The 24,058-nt window shown below is 69.0% G+C and carries 22 protein-coding genes and 2 pseudogenes; 16 read left to right on the forward strand and 8 right to left on the reverse strand.

Features of this window, described 5'->3' with window-relative positions; all coding sequences use genetic code 11:
* The first annotated feature begins 205 nt into the window (after positions 1 to 205).
* The 4 genes and pseudogenes from AD017_RS29985 (at position 206) to AD017_RS30005 (ending at position 4,085) form a co-directional block, all read left to right on the forward strand.
* Positions 206 to 1,366 (forward strand): annotated as a pseudogene (locus tag AD017_RS29985) (mandelate racemase/muconate lactonizing enzyme family protein).
* Entirely contained in the window at positions 1,363 to 2,232 is an 870-nt protein-coding gene (locus AD017_RS29995; protein ID WP_060577072.1) for a fumarylacetoacetate hydrolase family protein, read from the forward strand. Before AD017_RS29985 ends, AD017_RS29995 begins: the two are co-directional and overlap by 4 nt.
* Positions 2,233 to 2,326: 94 nt before the next feature.
* A complete protein-coding gene (locus tag AD017_RS30000; protein ID WP_060577456.1) occupies positions 2,327 to 2,968 on the forward strand; it encodes a PadR family transcriptional regulator in 642 nt (213 codons plus the stop codon).
* A gap of 520 nt (positions 2,969 to 3,488) precedes the next feature.
* Positions 3,489 to 4,085 carry a transposase gene (locus AD017_RS30005; protein ID WP_060577073.1) on the forward strand — a complete coding sequence of 199 codons (597 nt, stop codon included), beginning with the start codon at positions 3,489 to 3,491 and terminating at the stop codon, positions 4,083 to 4,085.
* Positions 4,086 to 4,355: 270 nt separating this feature from the next.
* On the opposite strand, the pseudogene AD017_RS33880 reads toward AD017_RS30005, so the two are convergent.
* The 3 genes and pseudogenes from AD017_RS33880 to AD017_RS30020 form a co-directional block, all read right to left on the reverse strand.
* A pseudogene (locus AD017_RS33880) lies at positions 4,356 to 4,700 on the reverse strand (MFS transporter); the annotation flags it as partial.
* Entirely contained in the window at positions 4,700 to 5,815 is a 1,116-nt protein-coding gene (locus AD017_RS30015) for a PLP-dependent cysteine synthase family protein (protein WP_082538506.1), read from the reverse strand. The pseudogene AD017_RS33880 and the gene AD017_RS30015, both read right to left, overlap by 1 nt.
* Before the next feature lie 78 nt (positions 5,816 to 5,893).
* Entirely contained in the window at positions 5,894 to 6,166 is a 273-nt protein-coding gene (locus AD017_RS30020; RefSeq protein WP_060577075.1) for a hypothetical protein, read from the reverse strand.
* 660 nt (positions 6,167 to 6,826) lie between these two features.
* On the opposite strand from AD017_RS30020, the gene AD017_RS35605 reads away from it, so the two are divergent.
* Entirely contained in the window at positions 6,827 to 6,997 is a 171-nt protein-coding gene (locus tag AD017_RS35605; RefSeq protein WP_168172349.1) for a hypothetical protein, read from the forward strand.
* Positions 6,998 to 7,267: 270 nt separating this feature from the next.
* On the opposite strand, the gene AD017_RS30030 is transcribed toward AD017_RS35605, so the two are convergent.
* The 4 genes from AD017_RS30030 to AD017_RS30045 all read right to left on the reverse strand — a co-directional run bounded on the left by AD017_RS30030 (position 7,268) and on the right by AD017_RS30045 (position 13,832).
* Positions 7,268 to 8,185 carry a TauD/TfdA family dioxygenase gene (locus AD017_RS30030; RefSeq protein WP_255358521.1) on the reverse strand — a complete coding sequence of 306 codons (918 nt, stop codon included), beginning with the start codon at positions 8,183 to 8,185 and terminating at the stop codon, positions 7,268 to 7,270.
* An 86-nt stretch (positions 8,186 to 8,271) separates the two neighbouring features.
* Positions 8,272 to 10,662, reverse strand: coding sequence for a Pls/PosA family non-ribosomal peptide synthetase (locus AD017_RS30035; RefSeq protein ID WP_255358520.1), 2,391 nt, complete (start codon positions 10,660 to 10,662; stop codon positions 8,272 to 8,274).
* Between the two features lie 296 nt (positions 10,663 to 10,958).
* Positions 10,959 to 12,245 (reverse strand): AMP-binding protein, encoded by a 1,287-nt coding sequence (locus tag AD017_RS30040; RefSeq protein WP_082538505.1) that lies wholly within the window; start codon positions 12,243 to 12,245, stop codon positions 10,959 to 10,961.
* A gap of 1,020 nt (positions 12,246 to 13,265) precedes the next feature.
* The gene (locus AD017_RS30045) at positions 13,266 to 13,832 is read right to left on the reverse strand and encodes a L,D-transpeptidase (protein ID WP_060577079.1); all 567 of its coding nucleotides are present in this window, start codon (positions 13,830 to 13,832) and stop codon (positions 13,266 to 13,268) included.
* Between the two features lie 617 nt (positions 13,833 to 14,449).
* Here AD017_RS30045 and AD017_RS30050 point away from each other — a divergent pair.
* Positions 14,450 to 15,229 carry a M23 family metallopeptidase gene (locus AD017_RS30050; RefSeq protein WP_060577080.1) on the forward strand — a complete coding sequence of 260 codons (780 nt, stop codon included), beginning with the start codon at positions 14,450 to 14,452 and terminating at the stop codon, positions 15,227 to 15,229.
* A gap of 20 nt (positions 15,230 to 15,249) precedes the next feature.
* Here the strand turns inward: AD017_RS30050 and AD017_RS30055 are convergent, their stop codons facing one another.
* Complete coding sequence (locus AD017_RS30055; RefSeq protein ID WP_060577081.1) at positions 15,250 to 15,960, reverse strand: cytochrome c biogenesis CcdA family protein; 711 nt, start codon at positions 15,958 to 15,960, stop codon at positions 15,250 to 15,252.
* A gap of 129 nt (positions 15,961 to 16,089) precedes the next feature.
* On the opposite strand from AD017_RS30055, the gene AD017_RS30060 reads away from it, so the two are divergent.
* The 10 genes from AD017_RS30060 (at position 16,090) to AD017_RS30105 (ending at position 23,833) form a co-directional block, all read left to right on the forward strand.
* Positions 16,090 to 16,707: an ATP-binding cassette domain-containing protein gene (locus AD017_RS30060; RefSeq protein WP_082399749.1), complete on the forward strand. Its 618-nt coding sequence runs from the start codon at positions 16,090 to 16,092 to the stop codon at positions 16,705 to 16,707.
* A complete protein-coding gene (locus tag AD017_RS30065; RefSeq protein ID WP_060577082.1) occupies positions 16,704 to 17,381 on the forward strand; it encodes a heme exporter protein CcmB in 678 nt (225 codons plus the stop codon). The genes AD017_RS30060 and AD017_RS30065 overlap by 4 nt, the downstream gene beginning before the upstream one ends.
* 11 nt (positions 17,382 to 17,392) lie before the next feature.
* Positions 17,393 to 18,154: a cytochrome c biogenesis protein CcsA gene (ccsA, locus tag AD017_RS30070; RefSeq protein ID WP_060577083.1), complete on the forward strand. Its 762-nt coding sequence runs from the start codon at positions 17,393 to 17,395 to the stop codon at positions 18,152 to 18,154.
* Entirely contained in the window at positions 18,154 to 18,276 is a 123-nt protein-coding gene (locus tag AD017_RS37130) for a hypothetical protein (protein WP_255357041.1), read from the forward strand. The genes ccsA and AD017_RS37130 overlap by 1 nt, the downstream gene beginning before the upstream one ends.
* Positions 18,273 to 18,719 carry a cytochrome c maturation protein CcmE gene (locus AD017_RS30075; protein WP_174521826.1) on the forward strand — a complete coding sequence of 149 codons (447 nt, stop codon included), beginning with the start codon at positions 18,273 to 18,275 and terminating at the stop codon, positions 18,717 to 18,719. The genes AD017_RS37130 and AD017_RS30075 overlap by 4 nt, the downstream gene beginning before the upstream one ends.
* Positions 18,716 to 20,704: a heme lyase CcmF/NrfE family subunit gene (locus AD017_RS30080; protein WP_060577084.1), complete on the forward strand. Its 1,989-nt coding sequence runs from the start codon at positions 18,716 to 18,718 to the stop codon at positions 20,702 to 20,704. The genes AD017_RS30075 and AD017_RS30080 overlap by 4 nt, the downstream gene beginning before the upstream one ends.
* Before the next feature lie 25 nt (positions 20,705 to 20,729).
* Positions 20,730 to 21,194: a cytochrome c-type biogenesis protein gene (locus AD017_RS30085; protein WP_082399751.1), complete on the forward strand. Its 465-nt coding sequence runs from the start codon at positions 20,730 to 20,732 to the stop codon at positions 21,192 to 21,194.
* Positions 21,191 to 21,979 carry a tetratricopeptide repeat protein gene (locus AD017_RS30090; protein WP_060577086.1) on the forward strand — a complete coding sequence of 263 codons (789 nt, stop codon included), beginning with the start codon at positions 21,191 to 21,193 and terminating at the stop codon, positions 21,977 to 21,979. Before AD017_RS30085 ends, AD017_RS30090 begins: the two co-directional genes overlap by 4 nt.
* A complete protein-coding gene (locus AD017_RS30095; protein ID WP_060577087.1) occupies positions 21,976 to 22,605 on the forward strand; it encodes a redoxin domain-containing protein in 630 nt (209 codons plus the stop codon). Before AD017_RS30090 ends, AD017_RS30095 begins: the two co-directional genes overlap by 4 nt.
* A 532-nt stretch (positions 22,606 to 23,137) precedes the next feature.
* Complete coding sequence (locus tag AD017_RS30105) at positions 23,138 to 23,833, forward strand: DsbA family protein (protein WP_369821720.1); 696 nt, start codon at positions 23,138 to 23,140, stop codon at positions 23,831 to 23,833.
* The last annotated feature ends 225 nt before the right edge of the window (positions 23,834 to 24,058 follow it).

Here is a 24,058-nt window from a genome sequence, read left to right on the forward strand (position 1 = left end):
GTCGGTCACTCGAACGGCCAGGCCGACGGGGTGGCGAAGCTTGACCCGCCCTCCGCATTGCATCTAGTTTTACGTATCGTCATACCCAAGTCAAGCGGCGGGCTCGGTCCGGGTTCACGTTCTGATAGTCGATCGGTACGCGTCTGTGGCCGGGCGGCTACCACCTGCGAACCGACCTGCAGCACACCTCGAAGGGTGTTCATCGATGTCTTCCCGGCACGACTCAGCGACGACGAGGTCAGGGCCTCCGCGCCCCTCCGGCGCGGACGAAAGCACGATCGACCGGATCGAGACGCGACTGGTCACCGTCCCTCTCGGTGCCGCACGGGGCGGGTCTGGTGCCACGCAGCTACAGCTCGTGCACTTGACGATCACCGACAGCGACGGCGCTACGGGAACCGGCTTCACCTACGCGCTGGGCAGCGGGGCGGAGGCCGTGCTCGCGATGGTGGATGCAGTGCACGCACCGGCGATTACCGATCTTCCACTGTGGCAATGGGACCGTGCCTTCCATCGAGTGCTCGCCACGACCCATCGGCTCGGTGAGGGGGTCGCGCTGCCGGCGACGTCGGCCGTCGACATCGCAGTGTGGGACCTACGGGCCCGACGAGCGGGAACGCCCCTGCACCGCCTGCTGGGCAGTCAGCGAGACGCGATCCCGATCTACGGAAGCGGTCGAGCCACGCACGCGATGTCCGTCGAGGAGCTCGTCGAGGGAGCGCGCGCCTACCTCGACGAGGGCTACTCGGCGATCAAATTGCGTGCAGGCGTCCGCCCGCCGGCAGAGGATCTCGCTCGCACAGCGGCAGTACGGGACGCAGTCGGGCCGAATGTCACGATCATGATCGATTGCAATGAGCGGCTCGACCTCGCGACGGCGCAGTGGCTGGCGCCGCGGTTGAGCGAGCTGGATGTGTTTTGGCTGGAGGAGCCGTTGCCGGCAGGTGACGTCGCCGGGCACCGTGCGCTGGCAGAGCGGTCGTCAGTGCCGCTGGCTGTAGGTGAGCATCTGCTCGGCACGTCCGCGTTCGTGCCTTATCTCGGCATCTCGGGGGTGTTCCAGCCGGACGCGCCATTGACTGGCGGGGTGTCTGAGTTCCTCAGAATCGCTGTACTCGCCGAGGCCCACGGTGTTGCGCTGTCTCCTCATTTCCTGCCGTAGTTCCATGTGCAGCTGGCCGCGGCTGCCAGCGCGACGACCTGGGTCGAGCACTTCCCGCTGATCGACGAGCTACTCCTCGAGGTCCTGCGACCGCGCGACGGCGTCGTCGACGTGCCGAGTGGCCCCGGGCACGGAGTGGCCTGGAATCCCGAGGCGATCGACAGCTACACCACCACGCGTACCGAGACGAGGAGTTCTTCATGAGACTGGCGCTCTACGACGACTACCGCCCGGGCATCATCGACCCGGAGGCCGGAACCATCACACCGGTCACGATCGGCTTCGGTCACCAAGACCCAGACCCGTTCGGGGCGGGTTGGTGGGTACGTGCGTGCCGAGACCTCGCCGATGGCAGCGTGCCCACGGTAATCGGTGAGCCGCTCGCGCTCGCCGATGTCCAGCTCCGGGCGCCGGTGCTCAACCCGGGTAAGGTGGTAGCGGCCGCTTCCAACTATGGCGACCACGTCGCCGAGATGCGGGATACTGTGCTGCCGGCGTCTGGCGTGACGGGCTCCGAGTGGCTACTGGACTTCGACGTGTTCCTCAAGGCCCCGTCCTCGGTCGTCGGCCCCAGTGACCGGATCGTCTTGCCCAACGATGTCGTCGCCGACGGCAAGGAGATCCATCACGAAGGTGAGCTGGCCATCGTGATCGGCCGTGGCGGACACCGGATCTCCGAGGCAGGTGCCATGGATCACGTCCTCGGCTACACGATCGGGCTCGACATGACCGTGCGCGGTCATGGCGACCGCTCCCGACGTAAGAGCTACCCGTCGTTCACCCCGCTCGGGCCGTGGGTGACCACTGTAGACGACGCTGGCGACTGGCGTGACCTGTCCGTCTCTCTCAGCGTCAACGGACAGGTGCGCCAGCAGGTGTCCTGCGCCAAGATGCTTGTATCGATCCCCGGCATCCTCTCCTACGCATCCAGCGTCATGGAGCTTCAGCCCGGCGACGTCATTCTCACGGGGGCCCCGCCCGGGGTCGGCCCGATCGTCGAGGGCGACTTGGTGCACGTGCGGATCGACCGCCTCGGGGAACTCCAGCTGCCGGTGAGCACTGAGGTCTGACCTCTACGAGGTCGCGCGGTAGTCCCACTCTGCACTGCTTATGAGTCGACCGATACTGTCTAGTATACGTACCGCGCGACCTCGGGAGGTGACCATGTCTCTTCGACATGCGCTACTGGCGCTCCTTACCGCAGATCCCATGACGGGCTACGAGCTGGTCAAGTACTTTGATGGCACGACGGCGAATGTCTGGAGCGCACCGCACAGCCAGATCTACCCCGAATTGCGGCGCATGGAGGCCGACGGACTCATTGATGTCCGAGAGATCCCGCGCGGCGAGCGGGCAACAAAACGAGAGTACGTCGTCAATGCGAATGGGGTCGCGGAGTTCAAGAAGTGGCTAGACGAACCCGCCGTCTACCAGTCGGAACGGGACGTCCACCGTCTACGCGCCTCCCATTTGGAGCTTTCCAGCTACGAATCCGCTCGTCGTCAACTGGGTGCACATCTCAACCACTACTCGAAGAGGTTGACCGATGCGCAATTGTTTGTCGCCGATATTGAGGAGCGACGCGTTCCGCTGTTACGCAAGCGGCTGGAGCGTCGGCCGGAAGCCGAGCACGAGGCGATTGTTGCCTACAAACTGTTCGCCTATCGTGGCCAGGTCAGGAAGGCTGAGACCGAGATTGCGTGGGCACGGGAGGGCCTCGAACTGATTGACGATCTAGAACGACGTCAAATTCCTCTTTATGGTGAAGCGTTCGACGGGTACCGTGAACCGACGGAGCTATTCTAGTAAGCACCCCTGTCAGGTCCCGGCCCGAACCCGGCCATAATCAGAGGGCAGAGCTAGACTGTGCCGGATTATCGGGCTAAGAGGGTCCGAAGAGGCCAGGCAGAGCACTGTCCTGGGTCGTTCCCGCACCGTTTCCGAGCGCTATAAGTAGCGGATGCGGTTTGACTGGTTCTGTTCCCGCGTTCGTGCACATCCGCTCCAGTGGCATCAACGAGCACTTAGTCCGGATTCTTCACGGCAGGCTGGGTGGTAGTTGACCTCCGAAAGAAGAAAGTGCCTCGTGACCAGGTAAGACAGGGCTTGTCGAGGGCCATGTCCGCCGCGGTCGAGGAGGCACTTTCCGAGTGCAGGCTACAACCATCCGTCCGAAGATCAGCGTGACCGCAGACGGGGCTGGGGTCGTGTCGCACGTCGGGTCCAGGTTGCTTGCCGATGTCGCCGACCGGACGACCTTGACCGGTGAGCTGGCGGAGGCGTTGGACGAGTTGCGGCGGCCGGGGACTCGACATGATCCGGGCCGGTGGACCTCGAGGTGGCCGTCGCCGACGGTGCGAGGACGATCTCCGAGATCGACGTGCTGTGCGACCAGGCCGAGTTGTTCGGGTCGGTGGCGTCGGACTCGACGTGTTGGCGGCTGCTCGACTCCCTTGACGACACCGCGCTGGCCCAGGTGGTGGCGGCTCGGGCGAGGGCTCGGGAGGTGGTCTGGGACCAGGACGCCGAACGCTACGGCCGAGCGTTTCCGCCGGCGCGGGTGGCCGGCCACGACCTCGACGTGCTGGTCATCGACCTCGATGCCTCGATCGTGGTCTGCCACTCGGAGAGGGAACAGGCGGCGGCGACGTTCAAGCGGACCTTCGACTACCGTCCGCTGATGGCGTTCTGCGACAACACCTCCGAGTTCCTCGTCGGGGTGGCGTGCCGCGGCAACGCCGGAGCGATAACCGCCGCCGATCACGTCGACGTGTTCGACCAGGCCCTGGCTCAGATTCCGGATCAGCACCGCCACGGCCGCCCGGCCCTGGTCCGGGCCGACACCGCCGGCTGCACGAAAGCGTTCCTCACTCACATCCGCAGCCGCCGCGGCAGGACCGTCTGCGAGTTCTCCGTCGGCTAGGCCACCACCGACCGCGAACACACCGCCATCGCCGCCATCCGAAGAAGGTGTGGGCCGACGCGGTTGACGCCGACGGCAGCCACCGCGACGGCGCCAGCCTGGCCGAGCTCACCGGACTGCTGCCCGTCGCGGCCCTCGAGGGCTACCCGCCCGGGATCCGGGTGATCGTCCGCCGGGAACGCCCACAGCTGGGCGCGCAGCTCGATCTGATGGAAGAACGCGACGGCTGGCACTACACCTGCTTCGCCGCCGGACAGCTCGCGTTCCTCGACCGGCGAACCCGGTCGCCGCCGAGGCGACGACCAGGGCCGGGACGTTGTCGACCAGCCCGATCAGGGCGAGTCCGCCGGTCCGCAACGCACAGCCGGCCACGATCATCGGTTTGTAGCCGAACCGGTCGGCCAGGCTGCCCCCGACCAGGAACATTCCCTGCTGGGAGAAGTTCCGGACCCCGAGGATCAGCCCGACCATCAGGACCGACAGCCCCAGTCCTTGGGACAGGTGGTCGGCCAGGTACGGGATGAGCATGTAGAAGCCGAGGTTGATCGTCAGCTGGTTGAGCAGTAGCAGCTGGACCGGCCGGTCGAACGACCGGTACTTGTCGAGGACCTGCATCAGGTCTCGCGCCCGGTCGGGCGGAGCACGGCGGTGCAGCGGGTCCAGCGGCGGACTTCGGCGGTGTCGGGTCGCTCGATCTCGTCCGGGTCGTGCAAGGGCGGCTCGCCGACGGTGATTCCCTTGGCCTGGCAGAAGTCGTCGTTGTAGACCGTGTCGAAGTAGCGTTGCGGGCCGTCGGGGAAGATCGCCGCGATTCGGATGCCCGGCGGGCGGGTCCGTGCCAGCCATCCGGCTACGGTCCCGACCGCACCGACGCTCCAGCCTCCGCTGGAGTAGCTGCCGCTGGCCATCGCCCGGCACGCCGACACCGCCTCGTCCGCCCCGACCCAGTGCACCTCGGAGAAGATGTCGTGATCGACGTTGCGGGGGTGGATGCTCGAGCCGAGCCCGCGCATCAGCCGTGGCCGGGCGGGCTGGCCGAAGATGGTGGACGCGACCGTGTCGACGCCTACCACCTCGAGGTCGGGCAGGTGTTGGCGCAAGGTCCGGGTGATCCCGGCTGAGTGGCCGCCGGTGCCGACCGAGCAGACCAACACGTCGATGTGGCCGAGCTGGCTGTGTAGCTCGTCGGCGAGTGGGGCGTAGGCGGCAACGTTGTCGGGGTTGTTGTACTGGTCCGGGCACCACGAGCCCGGGTGTTGGGCGAGCAGCTGCGCTACGCGTTCGCGGCGGGCCTGCTGCCAGCCGCCGAGTCGCGCGGGGGGCTCGACCGTTACGACGTCGGCGCCGTAGGCCTGCAGGAGCCGGTACATCAGTGGTTCCATACCTGGGTCGGACACCAACGTCACTGGGTGTCCGAACGCGATTCCAGCCAGCGCCAGACCGAGCCCGAGGGTCCCGCTCGTGGATTCGACGATCCGGCCGCCGGGGCGCAGATCCCCGCGTTCGCGAGCCCGCTCGACCATGTGCAGAGCGGGACGGTCCTTGATGCCGCCGGGGTTGGAACCTTCCAGCTTTGCCCAGAACCCCCGCCCGGGTGGGGCGAACGGGGCGTCGATCCACACCGTCGGTGTGGCGCCGACGACGTTGCTGAGGTGGAAGCAGCGGCGCGGGACCGGGTCGGGCTGGTTGGGGGGCAGGGTGGCGGAGGGAGTGGACACGACAGACCTCATTGAGACGCGCGCGGTCGCGCGCCGGGGAGCAGCGAAGTGGGACTCAGAGAACGGCGATCCAGGTCGCCGATGGCTCTTCTATGTCCGCGAGATCTGTGCCAGCACCAGGTGCTGGCGGCCGCCTTCGATCCGGGCCGGACCGCTGGCGGCGCGTCGGTCTGTCGACGGCTGTGACTGCAGATCAGCCACGACGACGGCGAGGATCCCCGCCCCACCGTAGATATCAGGGATCGCGGGTCGGTCGGCACGAGCGGTCAGCGCCGACTCGTCTTGGGTGCCGTCCTGATGGCAGACCGGCTCGTTGTGGTGCGAGTGTGGGGTTGGCGGGCTGTCGCTCTCGGCCTCGACCACATCCCCGGGTGATGCCCTGATGAGGAGCTCATTGCCGCCGGCTGTGCGACTACCTGCGCCGGTTGCCCACTATTCAGCTCCGCGCCGTGGGACGGAAAACGCGTGCCAACCGGACGTCAGCATCAGCGTGGAGAGGACCACGAGCAGCAGCGCGCGACGGGAACCGAGATTCGGTGCCGGAGGCGGTCCGCCGCTCGGGTTGCTCACAGTTACCGAACTGTACCAGCGTCCGTCTGCTGGTCTCGCGCCCCGGCAACGGCGCGCCAGACGAGGTGGCCGTCTGCATCCTGTCGTGCAGTCCACCGCAGATCACCCGGAGATTGGTCTCCGACCGCGCTGTTCTGCCTGGTCCGGGGTCGAAACGGCCCCGCTGCGAGATTCGCTGTCGCGACCACCGTGACGAACCTCGCTGCGACCAGGACATGCTCATACGGGTGTAATGCATGGAACTATCGTGGCGACCTCACTGCAGAAATATAACGCTCCGTCATCAACATGTCGGAGGGTGGCGGTCCGGCCGTCGGTTCTATCAGCGCTGGTGGCCGGGAGGAGCCGTAGGCGTCGTCGAGTTGTGCGGCGACCGGACCTGCCGAACGCCGGCCGCACCGTCCCGAGTCGGGGGTGCCCGCGCCCGGCAGGGTCAGCTGGTCGCTGCCTCGCGTGCTGCTGCTCGGCGGAGGCGCGGACGACCTGGACCTTGTTGCCCTCGACGAGATCGTTGAAGAACGCCTCGGCCTCGGGGAGGTCGATCTTGACACACAACCCGCCGATGCCCGTGCTCGGTCACCTCCGTTGAAGGCGACGCCGCCGTCGGCGGAGAAGACCGAGTAGGGCATCGGTGCAGGGTTGCCGTCGGGCTCCATCTGCCAGTTTCAGAGAGCGACCTCGGATGCTTGCCCTGTAATTCGGGATGGGCTCATGTCTACCGCTCTGACCACCCGACTTCATGCCATCGTTGAAATATGCGTTCGCCGGTCACCGGTCCGGCGGGACGGCTGCGACGATGATCGGTGCGCGCCGTCCACTGAAGACGCCTGATGGATGCCATGGGCAGGGTGTGGTGATGCGGTGCGGTCGGTCGGCATCGTCCGAGGAGGACATTCACCAGGCTGCACCTTGCAGGTTGAGGGGGTCGGCCATCGCTACGAGCAACTCTCGTGACCCCGTGTACGGGGCGCGCCCGTGGGCGACACGGATGTTGTCGACCACGAGCAGATCGCCGCTCTGCCACGACTCGCCCGCAGCGTGATCGCTGTACGCCCTCCGCATTCTCGAGATGATGTCCCAGCCGATCGCTGTGCCGTCACCGAAGCAGGTGGTGACTGGAAGCTCGTCGGCTCCGCACAGGTCGGCGATCTCGTGACGGCAGTCGGGTCCGAACACCCATTCGCTGTAGTAGGCGATGTCGTTGAACCAGCACCGCTCCTCGGTGACGGGATGACGGCGCACGGCGGGCCGACGTTGCCAGGTGCGCAGTTTCCCTCCAGGACGCCATTCGAGATCGATGGCGTGCATCTGACAGTAGTGCTCAACAGCCTCCCTGCTGCCGGTCCCGAACGCCGTTGCCCACGACGGGCCGATCTCGTCGTTGTAGGTGCGGACAAGTAGCCATCCGTCCTGCTCGAACCGGCGCACCAATCCAGCCGGGAGGGACCGCAGCACCGCGGTGGAGTCGACCAGCACCGTCACCCCACCGGATGTCGGTGGTGTGAGACAGACGAACATCATCAGCGTGGGGAACACATCGCAGTAGGCCAGCTCGTGGTGCGGGCACATCGGCATCTGCGGAGGCCAACGGGTCGACGAGTAGACGCGGTCGGCGTAGGTCGTCCGAGGTGCGAAGGTCTCGCGCTCGGCCATCAGCCGGTCGGCGAGTAAGCGGACGACGTCGCCGGCCAGGACCGGGTCGTAGAGCCCGAGGCCACGGACGAGCACCGCACCGTGTTCGATCACGGCCGAGCGCAGGGCCCCTCGGGACTCGAAGATCCACCGCAACGGATCCTCGGGATCGACCTGCACAAGAGCCGGCGCGCCCGGCCGGCGCTCCAGCCGGAGGTCTGTGGACGGGAGCGGAGTACCGCTCGTGCGGGCCCCCCGCGGCCGGGTCATGGGGTGACCGCCCCTGGAGTGGTGCTCAGTTCCTTTGCCGGGTTCCCGCCCCACGTCGCGCCTGCCATGATCTCCTCACCCTTCATGAGGAACGAGTCGGCCTCGATCACGACGTCGTCGCCGATCGTGACGCCGTAGTGCACGAACGCGCCGACGCCGATCGAGACCCGCGACCCGAGCACAGTGTGATCCGACTTGAAGGAGCCGTCCTCCTGCGAGTGGTTCTGGACCACGCTGCGCTCGTTGAAGATGCAGTCGTCGCCGATCGTCGTGAACGGACGCTCGATGAACGACGCTCCGTCGTCGAACAACCGGCCGCCGACATTCACGCCGTTGAGGCGCCAGACCATCCCTTTCATAGGGGTGCCGTTGAACAACGCGACTACGGCCGGTGCCGGCACCTTCCAGTAGCGCTCGTGGCCCCAGAACACGGGAGCATAGATCGAGCAGCCTCCCGGTGTCCGCAGCAGGAGCTGGCGCACCAACCGGTCGACTAGCGCGAACCACCCCACGGTGAAGACCACGATGAGCACCTGCGCGACGACGATCTCCACTGCACCGAAAGTCGCATCGACCAGCGCCACTGCCGGGATGATCAGGGCGATCCCGAAGAAGTAGAGCCACCGCACCAGCACGTGCAGCGCCATCGTGCCGACGTTGTGGCGGTTCTTCCTGCACAGTGCCTGTCGCAGGTCGACGTGCCCAGGGGAGAGACGGGCATCGCGGGCCACGGTCCGCGGAATCTCGAACGGCGGCGAGCCGAGGATCCCGACGCCCTCGCGCAGCGGTCCGTCGATCGGCACCATCACCTTGGTGCCCAGAAGGCAGTCGTCGCCCACCCGCGCTCCCGACGGGTAGGTGATCCGGTTGCCGAGGAAGCTGCCCTCTCCGATCACCGCCCTCGATACGAAGAAGGATGTGCTCGTGAAGTGTGCGTTGACGATCGAGAGATCGTCGGCCACCACCGTTCCGGTGCCGACACCGGCGAGCGACGGTGACTCGTGCTTGATGAGCATCCCGAAGTTGTTACCGGTCTGAAGCAGCGGCGTCAGCCTGTAGCCGAGACCCCGCAGGTAATGAGGAATCGCCGAGCTGTCACCGAGCAGCATCGTGAGTCTGATGCTGTTGCTCAGGAGGGCAATGGCTCGCTGCACGAAGTAGTGCACTCCGTAGAGCGGGTACGTCCGGTCGGGACGCAGGAGCCGTCCGAGGGCTCGTAGAGCGGTCGTCTGGATCAGGACGGCGACGAGCAGGAACCCGACGTAGAGCACGAAGCTCAGGCCGAGGATCTCGGCGTAGAAGTACCAGTGCCGGAAAGCATCGGGGCCCGGTGCCAGCAGGGAGGCCAACTGCGGAACCTCTCGTAAGAGCAGAGCGACACCACCGAACGAGATCGGCATCAGGACACCGAAGACGAGCGTCAGCTGCACCACCGAGTAGACGATCTTGCGTGTCCGGCCGCACCGGGCGGCTCCGGCCGGCTGGTAGTCGACGTTGCACGGACGTGCAGGGGATCCGTGCCAGTGCTCGCCGGGCGGGACAGCCTGTCCGGCTGGTAGTGCCGAGGAGTGACCGAGCTGGCCTCCGTCTCCGATGCGAGTACCGATCTCGAGGACGGTCGCCTCGCCGACGAAGACGTTCGAACCCAGCGAGACCGGCCCGATCTCGATGACTCCGTCCCGGGCGCGATAGCAGGAGAGCAGAGAGTCCTTGCGGATCACCGTTCCCGAGCCGACTGTGAGCAGGTCGGTGCACACCGGAACGGCCTGAGAGAAGATCGCGACGTCCCGGCCGATCCGTGCGCCGAGTGCCCGCAGGTAGAGCACGTACAGAGGCGACCCACGGAACATGACCAGTGGGTTGAGCCTCGTCAGCGTCTTGACGAGCCAGAACCGGACGTAGTCGAGACTCCATATCCGGATCGTCCGGGGACTCCAGCGCCCGATCGCGACCCACTTGACGACGACCGGGAACACGCACAGGAATACGAAAGTGACGGCGCCGATCACGAAGGATCGCCGGTAGAGCTCGAACAGACTCGGTGACGCGACGAACCACTCGTAGCCGAGGAAGAGCACCAGGGAGAACAGATACGACCAGCCCAGGACCATAGCGATCTGGACGAGGCCACACAGTGCGACTCCGCCGGTTCCGACACGTCGTCCGGGATCCCTCCGCTCGACGGCGAGCGGGGGCTTCGTGGTGGGCCCCGACCCGTCAGCGCCGACGAGTCCGGTGACGCGCTCGGCCAGCCCGGAGGCAGATGGGCAGGCGTACACATCGGCTATGGCCAGCGTCGGTAGCTGCGGATCCTTGCGCACCCGCGCACAGAACTTAGCCATCGTCAGCGAATCGGCGCCGAGGTCGTCGAACACGTCGGCATCCAACGGGACGTCCTTCCAAGGACATCCGCGAGGACCGCCGCCAGCCGGGCGGCGATCACGTCGGACGGCACGGTCGTCGCCGGTGCCGGCGGTCCGAGTGCTGCCGCGAGCTCCTGCAGGGGTCGGGTGGTGGTAGATCTCCTGGATCGAGGGTGAGGGCAGGTCCTCGCGAGCGCGGGCGCGAGCGCAGAACTTGGCCATCGTCAGTGAATCGGCGCCGAGGTCGTCGAAGACGTGGGCGTCAACGCGAACCTGTCCGCGGTCGAGGACGCCGGCCAGTACGCCGGCCAGGGCGGTGGCTAACTCGTCGTCAGTGGTGGAGGGAGCTGCGTCGGCGCTTGCGCCGCTGCGGTCCCTGCGCGAGCGTCCCCGACGTCATCGGGGGCCGACCGATCGGTGTCCGCGCGACGAATCGTCGGCCCGGCTGCACCGAGGGTCCCGGCAGCGGAACCGACACCGACAGCTCGGGTGGGATCCGCGCTCGCGAGATGGCCGAGGGCCGTTGCCCGCCCAGCGGTACCGTTCCTCGCCAGATCGCTGCACATCTGCTGCGGTCGGTGCGCCGAGCCGGTCGCGACGACAGCCGAGCCGGGATGGCCGTGTGCTCGGAGGACTTGTCGTCCGGGCCGTTGCCAGCGTGCGATCGGGTCCTGCGGGCACGGCGGGTCCGTGACGACCACCAGCCGGAGCTCGAGCAGCCGCTCGTCCAGTCCTGACAGGGTGCGTGCATCGGCGCGCAGAACCGTCACGCGGTGGCGGCCGAGAAACTGCCAGAGCGCCTGGCCCTGTAGCCGTGACGGCGGGGCGACCAGCGTCGCGCCCGCGAGCCACGGGATCCAGGTCTGCTCCACCTCGAGATGCGGGTACACCAGCTGCGTGTGGACAACGCGGTCGTAGGGGCCGATGCCGTAACCCTCGACGACCACACGGGCGAAGTCGCACACGTGAGGGTGGTGGACGGCGATACCGATCGGGCGTCCATCGGCGCCGATGCGATAGGCGACATAGGCGACACCGCCCGCGTCGTGTCGCTCGCCGTCGGTGAGGCGCCGCGGGCTCTGAGCGCTGATGAACTCCCCGGCCAGATCTACGGTGACGATCGTGGTCGCTGCCCGGCTCTCGGGCCCCGGAAGTCTGGAGACAAGAGGTCCTGTGGTGATCACCGCGGCGACGCCGGATTCGGAGATGATCGCCCCGATGTGGTCGCAGCTCGCTGCGAGGTCCAGGGGCACGGCGGTCGCCCCGCACTTTGAGATCGCGAGTATGGCGGCGCATACGTCGGCCGGGTGATCGAGGAGTACCCCGACCAGATCACCTCCGCGAACTCGCTGCAGACGGAGGTAGCGCGCGAGCTGATTGGCCCCGGCCTCGAGCGCCGCGTAGGAGAGGATGCCGTCGGCGGTATCGACGGCCGTGCGGTTGCCGTGACCGAGCTGCATCATCCGGTCGCACTGGGTTTCGAACAGCCGCTCCAGACGCTCGTGGGCGAGGTCTGAAGGCGCGGCCGAGCCGACGCCGGCCCTGCGCAGGGCATCCGCCCGCATGCCGGTGTCGTTGTGCAGGCCGGGGTGACTCCAGGTGTTCATCGCGCACCCTTCGGACCCTCAGTCCGACGCGCTGAAGCGCCGACGACCGTGGATCGAGTCGTGACGGTGTGGTCACGGGCGAGCTGAATACAGTTCTCCGGAGACCCGGCCGGTCCGACGGATCCAGGCAGTCCGGAGTTCACGATCGAATGGAGGACACCGGCGCGCGGGAAGCACCTCGGTGCGCCCCAGACCGAGCAGAGGCGCGCCGCGCCGCCGAGCTGGGCACGACAGGATCGGGCTCGTGGCAGGAGCGGAACTGCCCGTGGTCAGACTGCGCTCAGGCGTCCGAGCGGCGGGCCTCGTCGGACGGCGATTGACCATCCGCATTCCCCGATCAGCGAGTGGCGCGGAGCTTGCCGGACGACCGGGGTGATGCGCGGGGCCGACTCGACGGCGGCAGGCAGCGGCCTGATGTGGGGGCGGACAGATCGGACGTGCCGCCGCAGGAGGTGGAAGACGGCGGTGATCCCCATCAGCACAGTGGGGAATGCGATCTGGGTGGCGACCGACGGCGCCGCATCGGTCACCAGGTGGCGTAGATCGTTCCCGGGACCAGGCAGGTGGCCGGACAGCGACGACAGCCCCGCAGGCACGTGCAGAAGAGGCAGTGCCGCGAGGGCGCCTGCCAGAGCAGTAGGTGCCGCGGCCGAGCGTGCGGTGTCGAGCCGACGCCACAACCATGCGATCAGTAGCGCGCCGAGAGCGTTGGTCGGCATGTGGACTGGATGATCGCTACCGAGATCTGCTGCCAGCCCGGTGCCGAGGGCGCCGGCCGTGGCCAGGAGCAAGAGTACGATCGACGTCGGGGCATAGCCGCGAGGCCCGCGGCTCGTGGGCTCCGCACCACTCCGGTCCGCTCGACGTCCCGGACACGCGACACGCGGGGCGCTGCTGTCCGGCACGATTCGGCCCCCTGCTTCTTCCCGGATGACCACCAGCGGGGTTGCGCTAGGGGTGGGCTCGGTACGAACCGTCGCCGTGTTACGCCGACCTGGCGCCACTTGCGGCGGGCCGATCTCAGCGGGCCGCCCCGCCTCCACGAGCCTTCTCCTCGGCCGATGCGCGCACGACCTGGACCTTGTCACCCGCGACGAGATCGTTGAAGAATGCCTCGGCCTCGGCGGTGTCGAGCTTGACGCATCCCGCGGACGCTCTCGCCCGGTCACCGCCGTGGAAGGCGACACCGCCGTCGGCGAAGAAGACCGACCACGGCATCGGCGCAGGGTTGCCGTCAGGGCCGGTGAACTCACCGCTGACGTGGTCCTTGTTCTTGCGGTAGACCCGGAACGAGTGGCCCTGAGGTGTCTCCTGGCCGGCTCCGCCGGACGCGATCGGAACCGGACCGCGGGTGACCTTGCCGTCGCGCAGGAGCCAGGCGCGTTGGGTGTCGAGATCGACACACGCCCGTGCCGAGACCGAGCACGGAGTGCCCGGCGCGACGGCCTCCGCGTGGGCCCGGGTCGCGACGTCGCCCTGCTCGACGTCGGCGAGCGCGGTTCCACCGAGGCCGATCCCGGCGGCGGCGACGATCGCGGCGACGACGATCCGGCTGCGGCGTGGTCGTCGGGTCGTCGGATTCCCCATCTGGTACTCCTGTTCGTGGGTCGCGTCACCGCACTCGGGGTAACGAGATTCGGCATCATCCGTAACGAGAGACGTTCGAGAGTGACCGAGGTTGTCACGCTTCGGAGTCGGATCTGGCGGTGGGTGACCCTGGGGGTCGTCCTGGAGACCCGTGGCCGGGTGGTCGAGAGTGGCCGACCCCTGCACCGCTAGCCTCGGCGATGACGGAGGGAGTGCACGTGCGGCGGATTGCTCGATGGACAAGCGCCATCGCGGTCGCCGTACTCACCGTGCTCGCGGTCGGTGTCCTGTGCGCGGGAGGCGCGACGGCGGGCGAGCCCCCGGCCCCTGTCGGTCAGGAACGCTCGCACGGATGCCACGGTGCTCCGCTGCAGGACATCGAGCACGCCGCCGCAAGTCCGGTCCGTCTCGCCGACGACGGGACGAGTGCGCCGAACGTCGACCTCACCGTTCTCTGCGTCCGAACCGTTCCCGCAGGAGTGGTCCGCTCGGCGGTGCCGGACGACACTCCGCCGGCTCCCGCACGCGTATCGACAGCTGATCTACAGGTCTTCCGGATCTAGACACCGCTGCGCGCTCCCACGCCCGCAGACCCTTGTCAGATTCGGGATACCCGTATGTCGACGTCCTGTACTTCCCTGTCCGCCTGCCTCCCTGCTCCGCCGCCCGCCGGGGCCGGGGCCGTCGTCGCGCTCGCGGCCGGAGCCCTGGTCACCGGTGCTCAGGCCACCTACGACGAACTCGATCTCCAACTGGTCGACGACGAGGTCCGTCCGGTCGCGGCGCTGTCGCTCGAACCGGCCGCGATCCCGGCTCCCGACCGTCCCGCGGTCGTCACGCCCGTCGCTGCGTCCGAGCTCCCGGCCGCCGCCGATCCGGACGATCTCGCCGCCCTGGCGAAGGGCACCCGGATCGGACAGGGGTCCGCCCGGCGAGCCGACCAGCTCTCGGCCGCCCGGGCCGAGGGGGCCCCGGCCGCCGTGACGGCGGACGGCGGTGAGGTCACCGTGCAACCCGTCCGGGGCAGGATCACCTCGACGGCCGGTCCGCGCTGGGGCTCCACCCACTACGGCCTGGACATCGCCAACCGCATCGGGACCCCGATCTTCGCCGTCGCCGACGGTGTCGTGGAGAAGTCCGGTCCCGCGAACGGATTCGGACTGTGGGTGGTCGTCCGCCACCCCGACGGCAGCCGATCGGTGTACGGCCACATCAACCAGGCGTTCGTCGCGGCAGGGGAGCGCGTGGTGGCCGGGGACCGGATCGCCGAGGTGGGCAATCGCGGTCAGTCGACGGGGCCACACCTGCACCTGGAGATCCGGCAGGGCTCGGTGTCGGGCGAGAAGGTCGACCCTGTCGGATGGCTGAGAGCTCGCGGTCTGGAGCTGACCGGATGACGACGCAAGCCGGGGGTGCCTCAGATCGGAGGCCAGCCCCACCGTGCATAGCCGGAGACGGCATCAGCCATCACGGCCGACCACACCCCGCTGAGCATCAGGACGCCGGTGACCACCAGCATCACGCCGCCGGCGACCTCCAGACGGTGGGCGTTGCGGCGGAGCCAGGCGAATCGGTCGCGGCCACGCAGCAGAGCCCGTGCCAGCAGCAGGAAGGGAACCCCGAGCCCGAGCGCGTACGCGGCGAGAAGCACGACACCGGTCATGAGCCGGCCCGAGGTCGCGGCAACGGTGAGGATCGTCGCGAGCACCGGACCGACGCACGGGGTCCAGCCGAGCGCGAACGCCGCTCCCAGGCCGAACGAGCCGATCGTGCCGGATGTCGCCCGGGCCAGCCCGGGCCGGAACTCGCGGGCGATCAGCGGAATTCGGAGGACCCTGGTCATCCCGAGCCCGAGAACGACGACGACCACTCCGGCGACCAGGGTGAGGACGTCGAGGTTCTGCCGCAGCAGGAGCCCGACCGCCGAGGCCGTGAGACCCATGGCGACGAAGACCGCGCCGAACCCGGCCACGAACAGCGCTGGTCCCCGGTGCGGTCGCCCCCTGTCCTGACTACCGGAGCGGCTGACGAAGGAGACGTAGCCGGGCAGCAGCGGCAGGACGCACGGGGAGCTGAACGACACGGCCCCGGCGACGAGTGCGAGCGCCGTCATGGCCAGAAGTTCCACGACACCTCCGAGGTCGACCAGGGCCCCTGTGGACCTGGTATGCGAAGTATGTCATCTTCTACCGTCTGTAGAAGTCTGGGAGTCCTCGTGAACGATGCGTCGCCGGTGGCCCGTCTCGCAGGAGTACGGGTGGACCTGCACCGGGCCCCGGTCCTGCGCGATCTGGACCTGTGTCTCGAGCCTGGCGAGGTCGTCGGCCTGATGGGCGCCAACGGTTCGGGTAAGTCGACGCTGCTCTCCGTGCTCGCCACGCTCGTCCGCCCTACCGCGGGAACGGTCGAGCTGTTCGGCCGGCAGATCGACGCCACCAGCGCTCGCGCGGCGAGGTTGCGCGTCGCGCTCGTCGGGCACTCGGCGGCGCTCTACGACCAGCTCACCCTCGAGGAGAACCTGCGGCTGGTCGCTCGCCTCACCGGCCGTCCGCGTCGCCGGGTGCCCGAGGTGCTCGCCGATGTCGGTCTCGCTCGGGCGGCCGGTCGGCCGGCGATCGCCTGTTCGAAGGGAATGCGTAGGCGGGCGGAGCTCGCCCGGGTGATGCTCACCGAGCCCGACCTGCTGCTCCTGGACGAGGTGCACACCGGGCTCGATCACGATGCCGCTCCGTTGGTGGGCCGGGTTCTCGCAGAGGTGTGCGCCCGGGCGGGAGCAGGAGTCCTCGTCTCGCACGAGGCCGGAACGGTTGCGGACCTCTGTGACCGGACTGTCGGTCTGTGCTCCGGTCGGGTCGAGACGGTGCTAGGTCGATGACTCCGTCGGTGTCTCCACTGGCGCAGGCGGTCGTCCTCGCCCGCAAGGATCTGTCTGTCGACCGTCGTGCCGGTGAGGTCTTCGGGGTCGTGGCGCCGTTCGGTGCGGTCGCACTGTTCCTGGTGCCGTTGGGTGTGGGCGCCGAGACCGCCCTGCTGACCGCCGTCGGACCGGCGCTGTTCTGGTTGGTCGTGCTGCTCTTCGGAGTTCTCGTGACCATGCGGGGCGGCGCGGTCGACAACCCCGCCCATAGAGCGCTCCTGCATCTGTCCGGGGTGACACCCCGGGTCCGTCTGGCCGGTCGCGCCCTCGGGAACACGGCACTCCTGTTGGGGTTCCAGCTTGTCATCGCTCCGGTGGCGATCGTGCTCTACGCGCCGGACCTGGGTGGGTGGCCGTGGTTGCTGCCGATGGTCGTCCTCGTCGCTGCGGGCCTGGGCACGCTCGGCGCGTTCGCGGATCTCGTCTCCGAGGGGCTCGCCGGGCGCACCGCGCTCGGTCCCCTGCTCGTCACCCCGATCGCGGTGCCGTTGCTGCTCGGCGCCGTGGGAGTCGTCGACGCCACCCGCTACGAGCGCCCGGCGTGGCCGTGGCTCGTCCTCGTGCTGGCCGTCGACCTCGCTGTCGCGTTGTCGGCCGCGTGGTGCGTCCGGCACCTGGAGGACCAGACATGACCGAACCAAACATGATCGAACCTGATCTGACCCGGACGACTGCGGTGACACCGCGGACCGTCTTCGGCCGCCGGTTGCCCCTCGCGGTCGCGACCGCCGTCGTCATCGCGGCGGGCGCCGCGTTGCTCTCGCCGCCCGACCGGTTGCAGGGTGAGCTCGTACGGCTGATGTACGTGCACGTCCCCGCGGCGTGGACGGCGTTCCTCGCCTACGGCGTGACCCTCGTAGCCGGCCTGGTCTGGTTGCGGCGGCGCACCGCTGTCTGGGATCGGCTGGCGGCATCGAGCGCGGAGGCCGGGGTGTTCTTCACCGGTCTCGCCATCGGCCTGGGCTCGATCTGGGGTCGACCTACCTGGGGCGTGTGGTGGACGTGGGACGCCCGGCTCGTGACCACGGCGTTGCTGTTCTTCGTCTACCTCGGCTACCTCGCCCTGCGGCGCGCGATCGACGACCCGGTCGCTCGGGCCCGTCGGTCGGCGGTGTTCGGCGTCGTCGCCTTCGCCATGGTCCCGCTCGTGCACTTCTCGGTGCTGTGGTGGCGCACGCTGCACCAGCCGCCGTCGCTGCTGCGTCCCGCTGCACCGGCGATCGGCGGCGGGATGCTGGCAGCGCTGCTGCTTTCCGTCCTGGCCTTCACCGTCCTCTACGTGCTGGTCGTCCGGACCCGGATGCGGATCACCGCCGCCGAGGACGCCGCAGACGCTGCTGAGAGCGCGGGCGACCGGCCGGTCGCCGGTGATGCCGTGACCGCACCCCGAGGGGAGACCGAGTGATGACGCAGTGGGCCTGGGTGGTTCTCGGGTACGGCGTGACCGTGACCGCGACCGTCGCCTATCTCGGGGTGCTCCTGCGGGCCGCCGCCCGGATCGGCGAGAGAACGGAGGAGAGGCGATGACGACCTCACACACCCGTGAACGCCGTGTCGTGCGGCGCTATCGCCTGCTCGGCGCTTCTGCGACCGGTGTCCTGGCCGTGCTGGTCGGCCTGCTGCTGTTCGGCAACCTGAACGGCAACCTCGTCTACTACCTCGAGCCCGACGAGGCGCTGGCCCAGCGCACGAGCCAGTCCGACGGCACCCGGTTCCAGCTCGGCGGCCTCGTCGCGGACGGCACTGTCGTCGGAGAACCAGGCCGGGTGCAGTTCGAGGTGACGTCCTCGGCCGGGCCGGACGGTGTCCGGGTGCCCGTGGAGTTCAGTGGCGCCCCGGCTCAGCTGTTCGGCGCCGGCGTCGGGGTCGTGCTCGAAGGGGAGTGGCGGGGGGACACCTTCGTCTCGGACTCGATGAAGGTGAAGCACGACGAGAACTACCAGCCGCCCGGCGACGAGGGTTCGGCATGACGACGGCGGTGCCCTCCGCCGGGTGGACCGGCCTCATGCTCGGCCTCGCAGGGTCGGTGGTGCTGGCGGTCCTCGGCTTCCTCGCCCAGCACCGGCCCGGTGCCGTGCGTCGCAGGCAGCTGCTGGTCGGGGCGGGTTTCATGCTCGGTGGTTCGGTGCTCGCGATGGCAGCGCTCCAGGTCGCCCTGCTGACCGACAACTTCGCCGTTTCCTACGTCGCCGAGAACCACTCCCGTGCCACCTCGACGTTCTTCAGCATCACCGGGGCCTGGGCGGCGCTCGAGGGCAGCCTGGTCCTGTGGGTGCTCGTCCTGTCCGGATTCACCGCAGCGGTGATGCACGGGGTACGCGACACCGATGACCGGCTGGGCACCGGGGCGCTCGGCGTGCTGGGTTCAGTCGGCGCCTTCTTCTTCGGGCTGGTCGTGCTGGCGGGCAATCCTTTCGAGATTCTTGCCGAGGTACCAGCAGACGGGCCCGGGCCGAACCCGATCCTCGCCGACCACGTGCTCATGGCCGTCCACCCGCCCTTGCTGTATGTGGGCTACGTCGGTCTCACGGTGCCGTTCGCGTTCGCGATGTCCGCACTGCTCGGCAGCGTTGCGGGAGTGGAGTGGCTGCGCCGCACCCGCCGCGCGAACCTGACGGCCTGGAGCTTCCTCACCGCGGGTCTCGTGGTGGGCGCCTGGTGGTCCTACGAGGTCCTGGGCTGGGGCGGCTACTGGGCCTGGGACCCGGTGGAGAACGCCGCACTGGTTCCGTGGCTCGTCGCCACCGCCTTCCTGCACTCGGCCGTGGTACAGGTCCGGCGGGGGATGTTGCAGTCCTGGAACTTCGTCCTGGTTCTGGCGGCATTCGCCCTCACCGTCCTGGGCACGTTCCTCACCCGGAGTGCGGTCGTCCAGTCGGTACACAGCTTCAGCCAGTCCGACGTGGGCCCACCGCTGCTGGTGTTCTTCGTCGTCGTGGTGGTGACCGGGTTCGTGCTCATCGCACTGCGTGCCGAGCGCATCGCCTCCCGGGGCGGTCCCGAGTCGCTGGCCAGCCGAGAGGGCATGTTCCTGCTGAACAACCTGCTCCTGAGTCTGTTCGCGTTCGTGGTGCTGCTCGGAACCCTCTACCCGGTCGTCCTCGAGGCGATCACCGCCGAGCAGGTGTCGGTCGGACGGCCGTTCTTCGACCGGATGGCGGTCCCGCTCGGGTTCGCCCTGCTCCTCGCGATGTGGGCCGGCCCGGTCACCCCGTACCGCCATGCGTCGCCGGCGGTGGTCTGGAGACGCCTGCGCGTGCCGCTGCTCCTCGCGGCCTGTGCCGCGACGACTGCGGTCCTCGCCGGGGTGCGCTCACCGGGGGTCCTGGCCGTCGTGGCCCTGGCTACCGGGATCGCGTCGAGCACCGTGCGCCAAGCCCTGATGACCGCCCCCGCACGGACTCCCGCCGGTCTGTGGCGCCTAATCTGCGGGCAGCGCGGATACTCGGGCGGGCAGCTGGCCCACCTCGGTGTTGCTCTCTTCGTCGTGGTCGTCGCCACCTCATCCGGTCTGGCCGAACGGAGCACCGTCACCGTCGACCGTGGAGAGTCCGTCGAGTTCGCCGGCTACACGCTGACCTTCGACTACGTCGACGAACACGAGCTGCCCGACCGGCTGGTCACCGACGCACACCTGACCGTCACCGACGGGGAGCGCGTCGTCCGGGAGATGTCACCGCTACTGAACTCCTTCCCCGGCAGGCCACAGGCGGTCGGCAACCCCGACGTATGGACGACCCCGACACAGGACGTCTACGTCGCCCTCGGGAACCTGGAGCCCGAGCGCGTCACGCTCAACCTGTTCCGCTACCCGCTGATGGTCTGGATGTGGGTCGGCGGGGGCATGGTCGCGGCCGGCGGGTTCTGGGCGTTGGGCCGGCCGCGCCGGACCGCGCGGACCGCGGTCGATCCTGGCATGTCGCGGTCCGGGGAACCGGTGAACAGTGATGCCTAGCCCGCGCGAGAGAGCGGTCTCCGTCGTGATTGGCGGGACGACCCTCCTGCTGACCGTCGCCGTCGCACTGGTGCTCGCCATGGCCCCCGCAGCGGAGCAGGACCGGGTGCAGGAACTGGCCGAGCGGTTGCGCTGCCCGGTCTGCACGAGCGTGTCGGTCGCCGAGTCGCCGTCGGACACCGCTGTCGCGATGCGGCAGGTGATCGAGGACCAAGTGGCGGCGGGGCGGTCGGACGACGAGATCGAGGCCTACTTCCGTGCCCGGTACGGCGACTGGGCGGTGATCGACCCACCCGAGTCGGGCAGCACGCTGCTCCTGTGGCTGCTGCCCGTCGCGGCGACGGTCGCAGGTGCGGCACTGCTGCTGTCCCGCCGGTTCCGGCGCGCCTGCCTCGACGCGCCGGAACCGTCCGAGGCGGATCAGGCACGAGTCGACCAGGCGCTCGACCGGAGCCGCGAATCGCAGGCGCAGCGGGGGCTCGAGCCGTGAGCCGGGATGACGAGATCGCCGACCAGGCGCTTCAGGACATCCTGGAACTCGAGGCGCAGGTCGCCGGAGGCGAGATCGACGAGGAACGAGCCCGGCGGATGCGCCGGCACTATGTCTGCGTCGCCGCCGAGGCGATGGCCTCGCCGGACGACACCGGATCGTCCGGCCCCCGGATCCCGGCAGGTCGTGCGCCCCGTCCGTGGACACTCGCCTACGTGCTGGGCGCCACGGTGGCGCTGGTCGCCGGGATCATCGTGCTCCCGGCGTCGATCGTGGAGCGCCCCGAAGGTGGAGCGGTCACCGGGATCGAACCGATGGCCGACGCCCCCGGTGAGGCCCCGGTGGTCGACCCGGCCGCCGTCGACGACGAACAGCTGGAGCAGGTGGTCGCCGAGAACCCCGAGGTGATCGGGATGCGGTTGGCCCTGGCGGACCGCTACGTCGCGGCAGGCGACCATGGTGCCGCGATGCGCCACTACCTCGAGGCAGTCCGCCTCCGCCCCGACGACCCGCAGGTCCGCACGCGGCTGGCCTGGCTGCTGCTGACGATCGGGCAGACCGGACCGGCCCTCGAGAACGCCGACCGGGCACTCGCCCTGAGCCCCGGCTCCCCTGACGCGGCCTGGGTCCGGGCGAATGTGCTGATCGACGGCACCGGCGACGTGCCCGGTGGCGTCGGTGTCCTCGACGGCCTGCTGGCCCGTCCGGACCTCACCCCGGACATCCGGAGCCAGGTGGAGGACCTGCGCCGCCGCGCACTGACCGACCCAGGAGGTGGGCAATGACGACGCGCACTCGTCGATGGAGTGGGGTCCGCGCAGCGGCGGTCGCCGTGGTCGTCGTGGCGATCGGGGTCGGTGCCGTGTTCGGTTGGCGCCTTGTCGGAGGATCGACGGTCGTCGACAGCCCGCTGATCGGCCGCCCGGCCCCGGCAGCGGCCCTGCCGCAACTGGACGCCGGCGGCACGGTCTCACTGGCCGACCTCCGCGGTGACGTGGTCGTCGTCAACTTCTGGGCCTCGTGGTGCGTCGCGTGCCGTGGCGAGCATCCGGTCCTCGTGGAAGCGGCCCGTGACTACCGGGACCGTGGGGTGATCTTCCTCGGCGTCGACTACCAGGACTCGCCGGACTCGGCCCGGGCGTTCCTCGACGAACTCGGCCGCGGCGGCCCGAACTATCTCTACGTCAGCGACCCGGGATCGCGCGCCGCGCTGGACTTCGGGCTCTTCGGAGTCCCAGAGACCTTCGTCCTCGATCCCGACGGCGTGATCGCAGCAAAGATCACCGGGCCGGTGACGACGGGGCAGCTGGACGGTGTTCTCGAGACCGTGCTCGCCGGGGAACGCCCCGAACCCGGGACACCCGGGTCCGTCCAGCCCGCACCGGGCGCGCCCTACAGGTCCCCCCGATGACGGCGCCGCCCACCACCGGACGGGTGCCGGACGGTCCCGGTCGCAGGCGGTTGCCGTGGAGCGTCCTGCTGCTCGCCCTCCTCCTGCCCGTGGCGATGGGATGTCTGCCGGGCCCCGAGGCCACCGCAGGTCCGGCGGCGTCCGCCATCGGAGCCTCGGCGACCGCGGTGGTGCCCACCGCCGCAGAGCAGGATCACGACGGCTGCCCGTTGCAGCCTCTCTGTCCGCACGATGCCGGGCAGGACCACGCCCCCGACGACGCCCCGCCCCGCCTGGCCGGTCCGGCCCCGTCCGATCTGCTGTGTCCATCGGCCCAGGGCGTCGATGGGATCCGCGGGGAGTCCGGGACGGCCACAGTCCCACGCGGCGAGCCGATCGTCCTTCCCGCCGTCCGCACGCCGGTCTCGGTCCTCTGCGTCGACCGGAACTGAACGACCGCACGAGCCGGCGCCTGTTCGCCCCCGCGACCGGCCCGCCCGTCATGTCAGTCCCGACACCCGCGGCCCCACAGCCGCAGAGCCCGAGGTCTCCCATGCCCCGCAAGACCCGCACGCGTTCGACGCCCTCGCTCCCCGCCAAGGGCGGGATGTCCAACCTGACGTTCTCCCTGATCATCGTCGTGGTGTTCGTCGTCGGAGTCGGCACCCTGTTCGGCATCAGCCGCTTCAACGCCGACGACACGTCGGACGCTGCGGCGGTCGCCGTCCGCGAGAACAGCCTGAGGCTGTCGAGTGCACCAGGCGCCACCGTCGACTTCGTAGAGTTCCTCGACTTCGAATGCGAGGCGTGCGGCGCCGCCTACCCCGCGATCGAGCGGCTGCGCCAGGAGTACGGCGACCGTGTCAACTTCGTCATCCGGTACTTCCCGGTGCAGAGCCACGCCAACGCCGAGCGGGCCGCTCGCGCCGTCGAGGCCGCTGCACAGCAGGGCGCGCTCGAACCGATGTACAAGCGGATGTTCGAGACACAGGCCCAGTGGGGGGAGCAGCAGGTGCCGATGGACGACCGGTTCCGCGGCTACGCCCGTGATCTGGGCCTGGACCTGGTTCGCTTCGACGTGGCCTACAACGACCCGGCCACCATGGATCGTATCGACGCCGACCGGAACGACGGCCTGAGCCTCGGAGTGCAGGGCACACCGACGTTCTTCGTGAACGGCGAGCGAGTCACGGTTCAGACCTTCGACGATCTTCGCCGGGCCCTCGACGATGCGCTCGCCGGGAGCTGAGGCTAGTCGCCGGGCGACCCCGTCGGTGCCTGCCGTGCTGACCGGACTGGCCGTGCTGAGTTCCGCGGTCGTCGCTGCCTGGGCCTGCCTGCGGTTCACCGCCACGGACGACCGGGGTACCTCGGTCCCCGGCCGTCGCCGGTGATGCAGGGGGAGCGACGAGCTGATGTGCGCTGGAACCGCATATTCTACGCTGTGTCGGAGTTCGAGGGAGCCGACGGTGGA

The organism is Pseudonocardia sp. EC080619-01, from assembly GCF_001420995.1.
GTDB lineage: Bacteria > Actinomycetota > Actinomycetes > Mycobacteriales > Pseudonocardiaceae > Pseudonocardia.

Bases quoted from the DNA above. Each gene is read 5' to 3' on its own strand.
- AD017_RS29995 (WP_060577072.1), top strand. From the start codon at position 1,363: ATGAGACTGGCGCTCTACGACGACTACCGCCCGGGCATCATCGACCCG.
- AD017_RS30000 (WP_060577456.1), top strand. From the start codon at position 2,327: ATGTCTCTTCGACATGCGCTACTGGCGCTCCTTACCGCAGATCCCATG.
- AD017_RS30015 (WP_082538506.1), bottom strand. From the start codon at position 5,815: ATGAGGTCTGTCGTGTCCACTCCCTCCGCCACCCTGCCCCCCAACCAG.
- AD017_RS30040 (WP_082538505.1), bottom strand. From the start codon at position 12,245: ATGAACACCTGGAGTCACCCCGGCCTGCACAACGACACCGGCATGCGG.
- AD017_RS30045 (WP_060577079.1), bottom strand. From the start codon at position 13,832: ATGGGGAATCCGACGACCCGACGACCACGCCGCAGCCGGATCGTCGTC.
- AD017_RS30050 (WP_060577080.1), top strand. From the start codon at position 14,450: ATGTCGACGTCCTGTACTTCCCTGTCCGCCTGCCTCCCTGCTCCGCCG.
- AD017_RS30065 (WP_060577082.1), top strand. From the start codon at position 16,704: ATGACTCCGTCGGTGTCTCCACTGGCGCAGGCGGTCGTCCTCGCCCGC.
- ccsA (WP_060577083.1), top strand. From the start codon at position 17,393: ATGATCGAACCTGATCTGACCCGGACGACTGCGGTGACACCGCGGACC.
- AD017_RS37130 (WP_255357041.1), top strand. From the start codon at position 18,154: ATGACGCAGTGGGCCTGGGTGGTTCTCGGGTACGGCGTGACCGTGACC.
- AD017_RS30075 (WP_174521826.1), top strand. From the start codon at position 18,273: ATGACGACCTCACACACCCGTGAACGCCGTGTCGTGCGGCGCTATCGC.
- AD017_RS30080 (WP_060577084.1), top strand. From the start codon at position 18,716: ATGACGACGGCGGTGCCCTCCGCCGGGTGGACCGGCCTCATGCTCGGC.
- AD017_RS30095 (WP_060577087.1), top strand. From the start codon at position 21,976: ATGACGACGCGCACTCGTCGATGGAGTGGGGTCCGCGCAGCGGCGGTC.
- AD017_RS30105 (WP_369821720.1), top strand. From the start codon at position 23,138: ATGCCCCGCAAGACCCGCACGCGTTCGACGCCCTCGCTCCCCGCCAAG.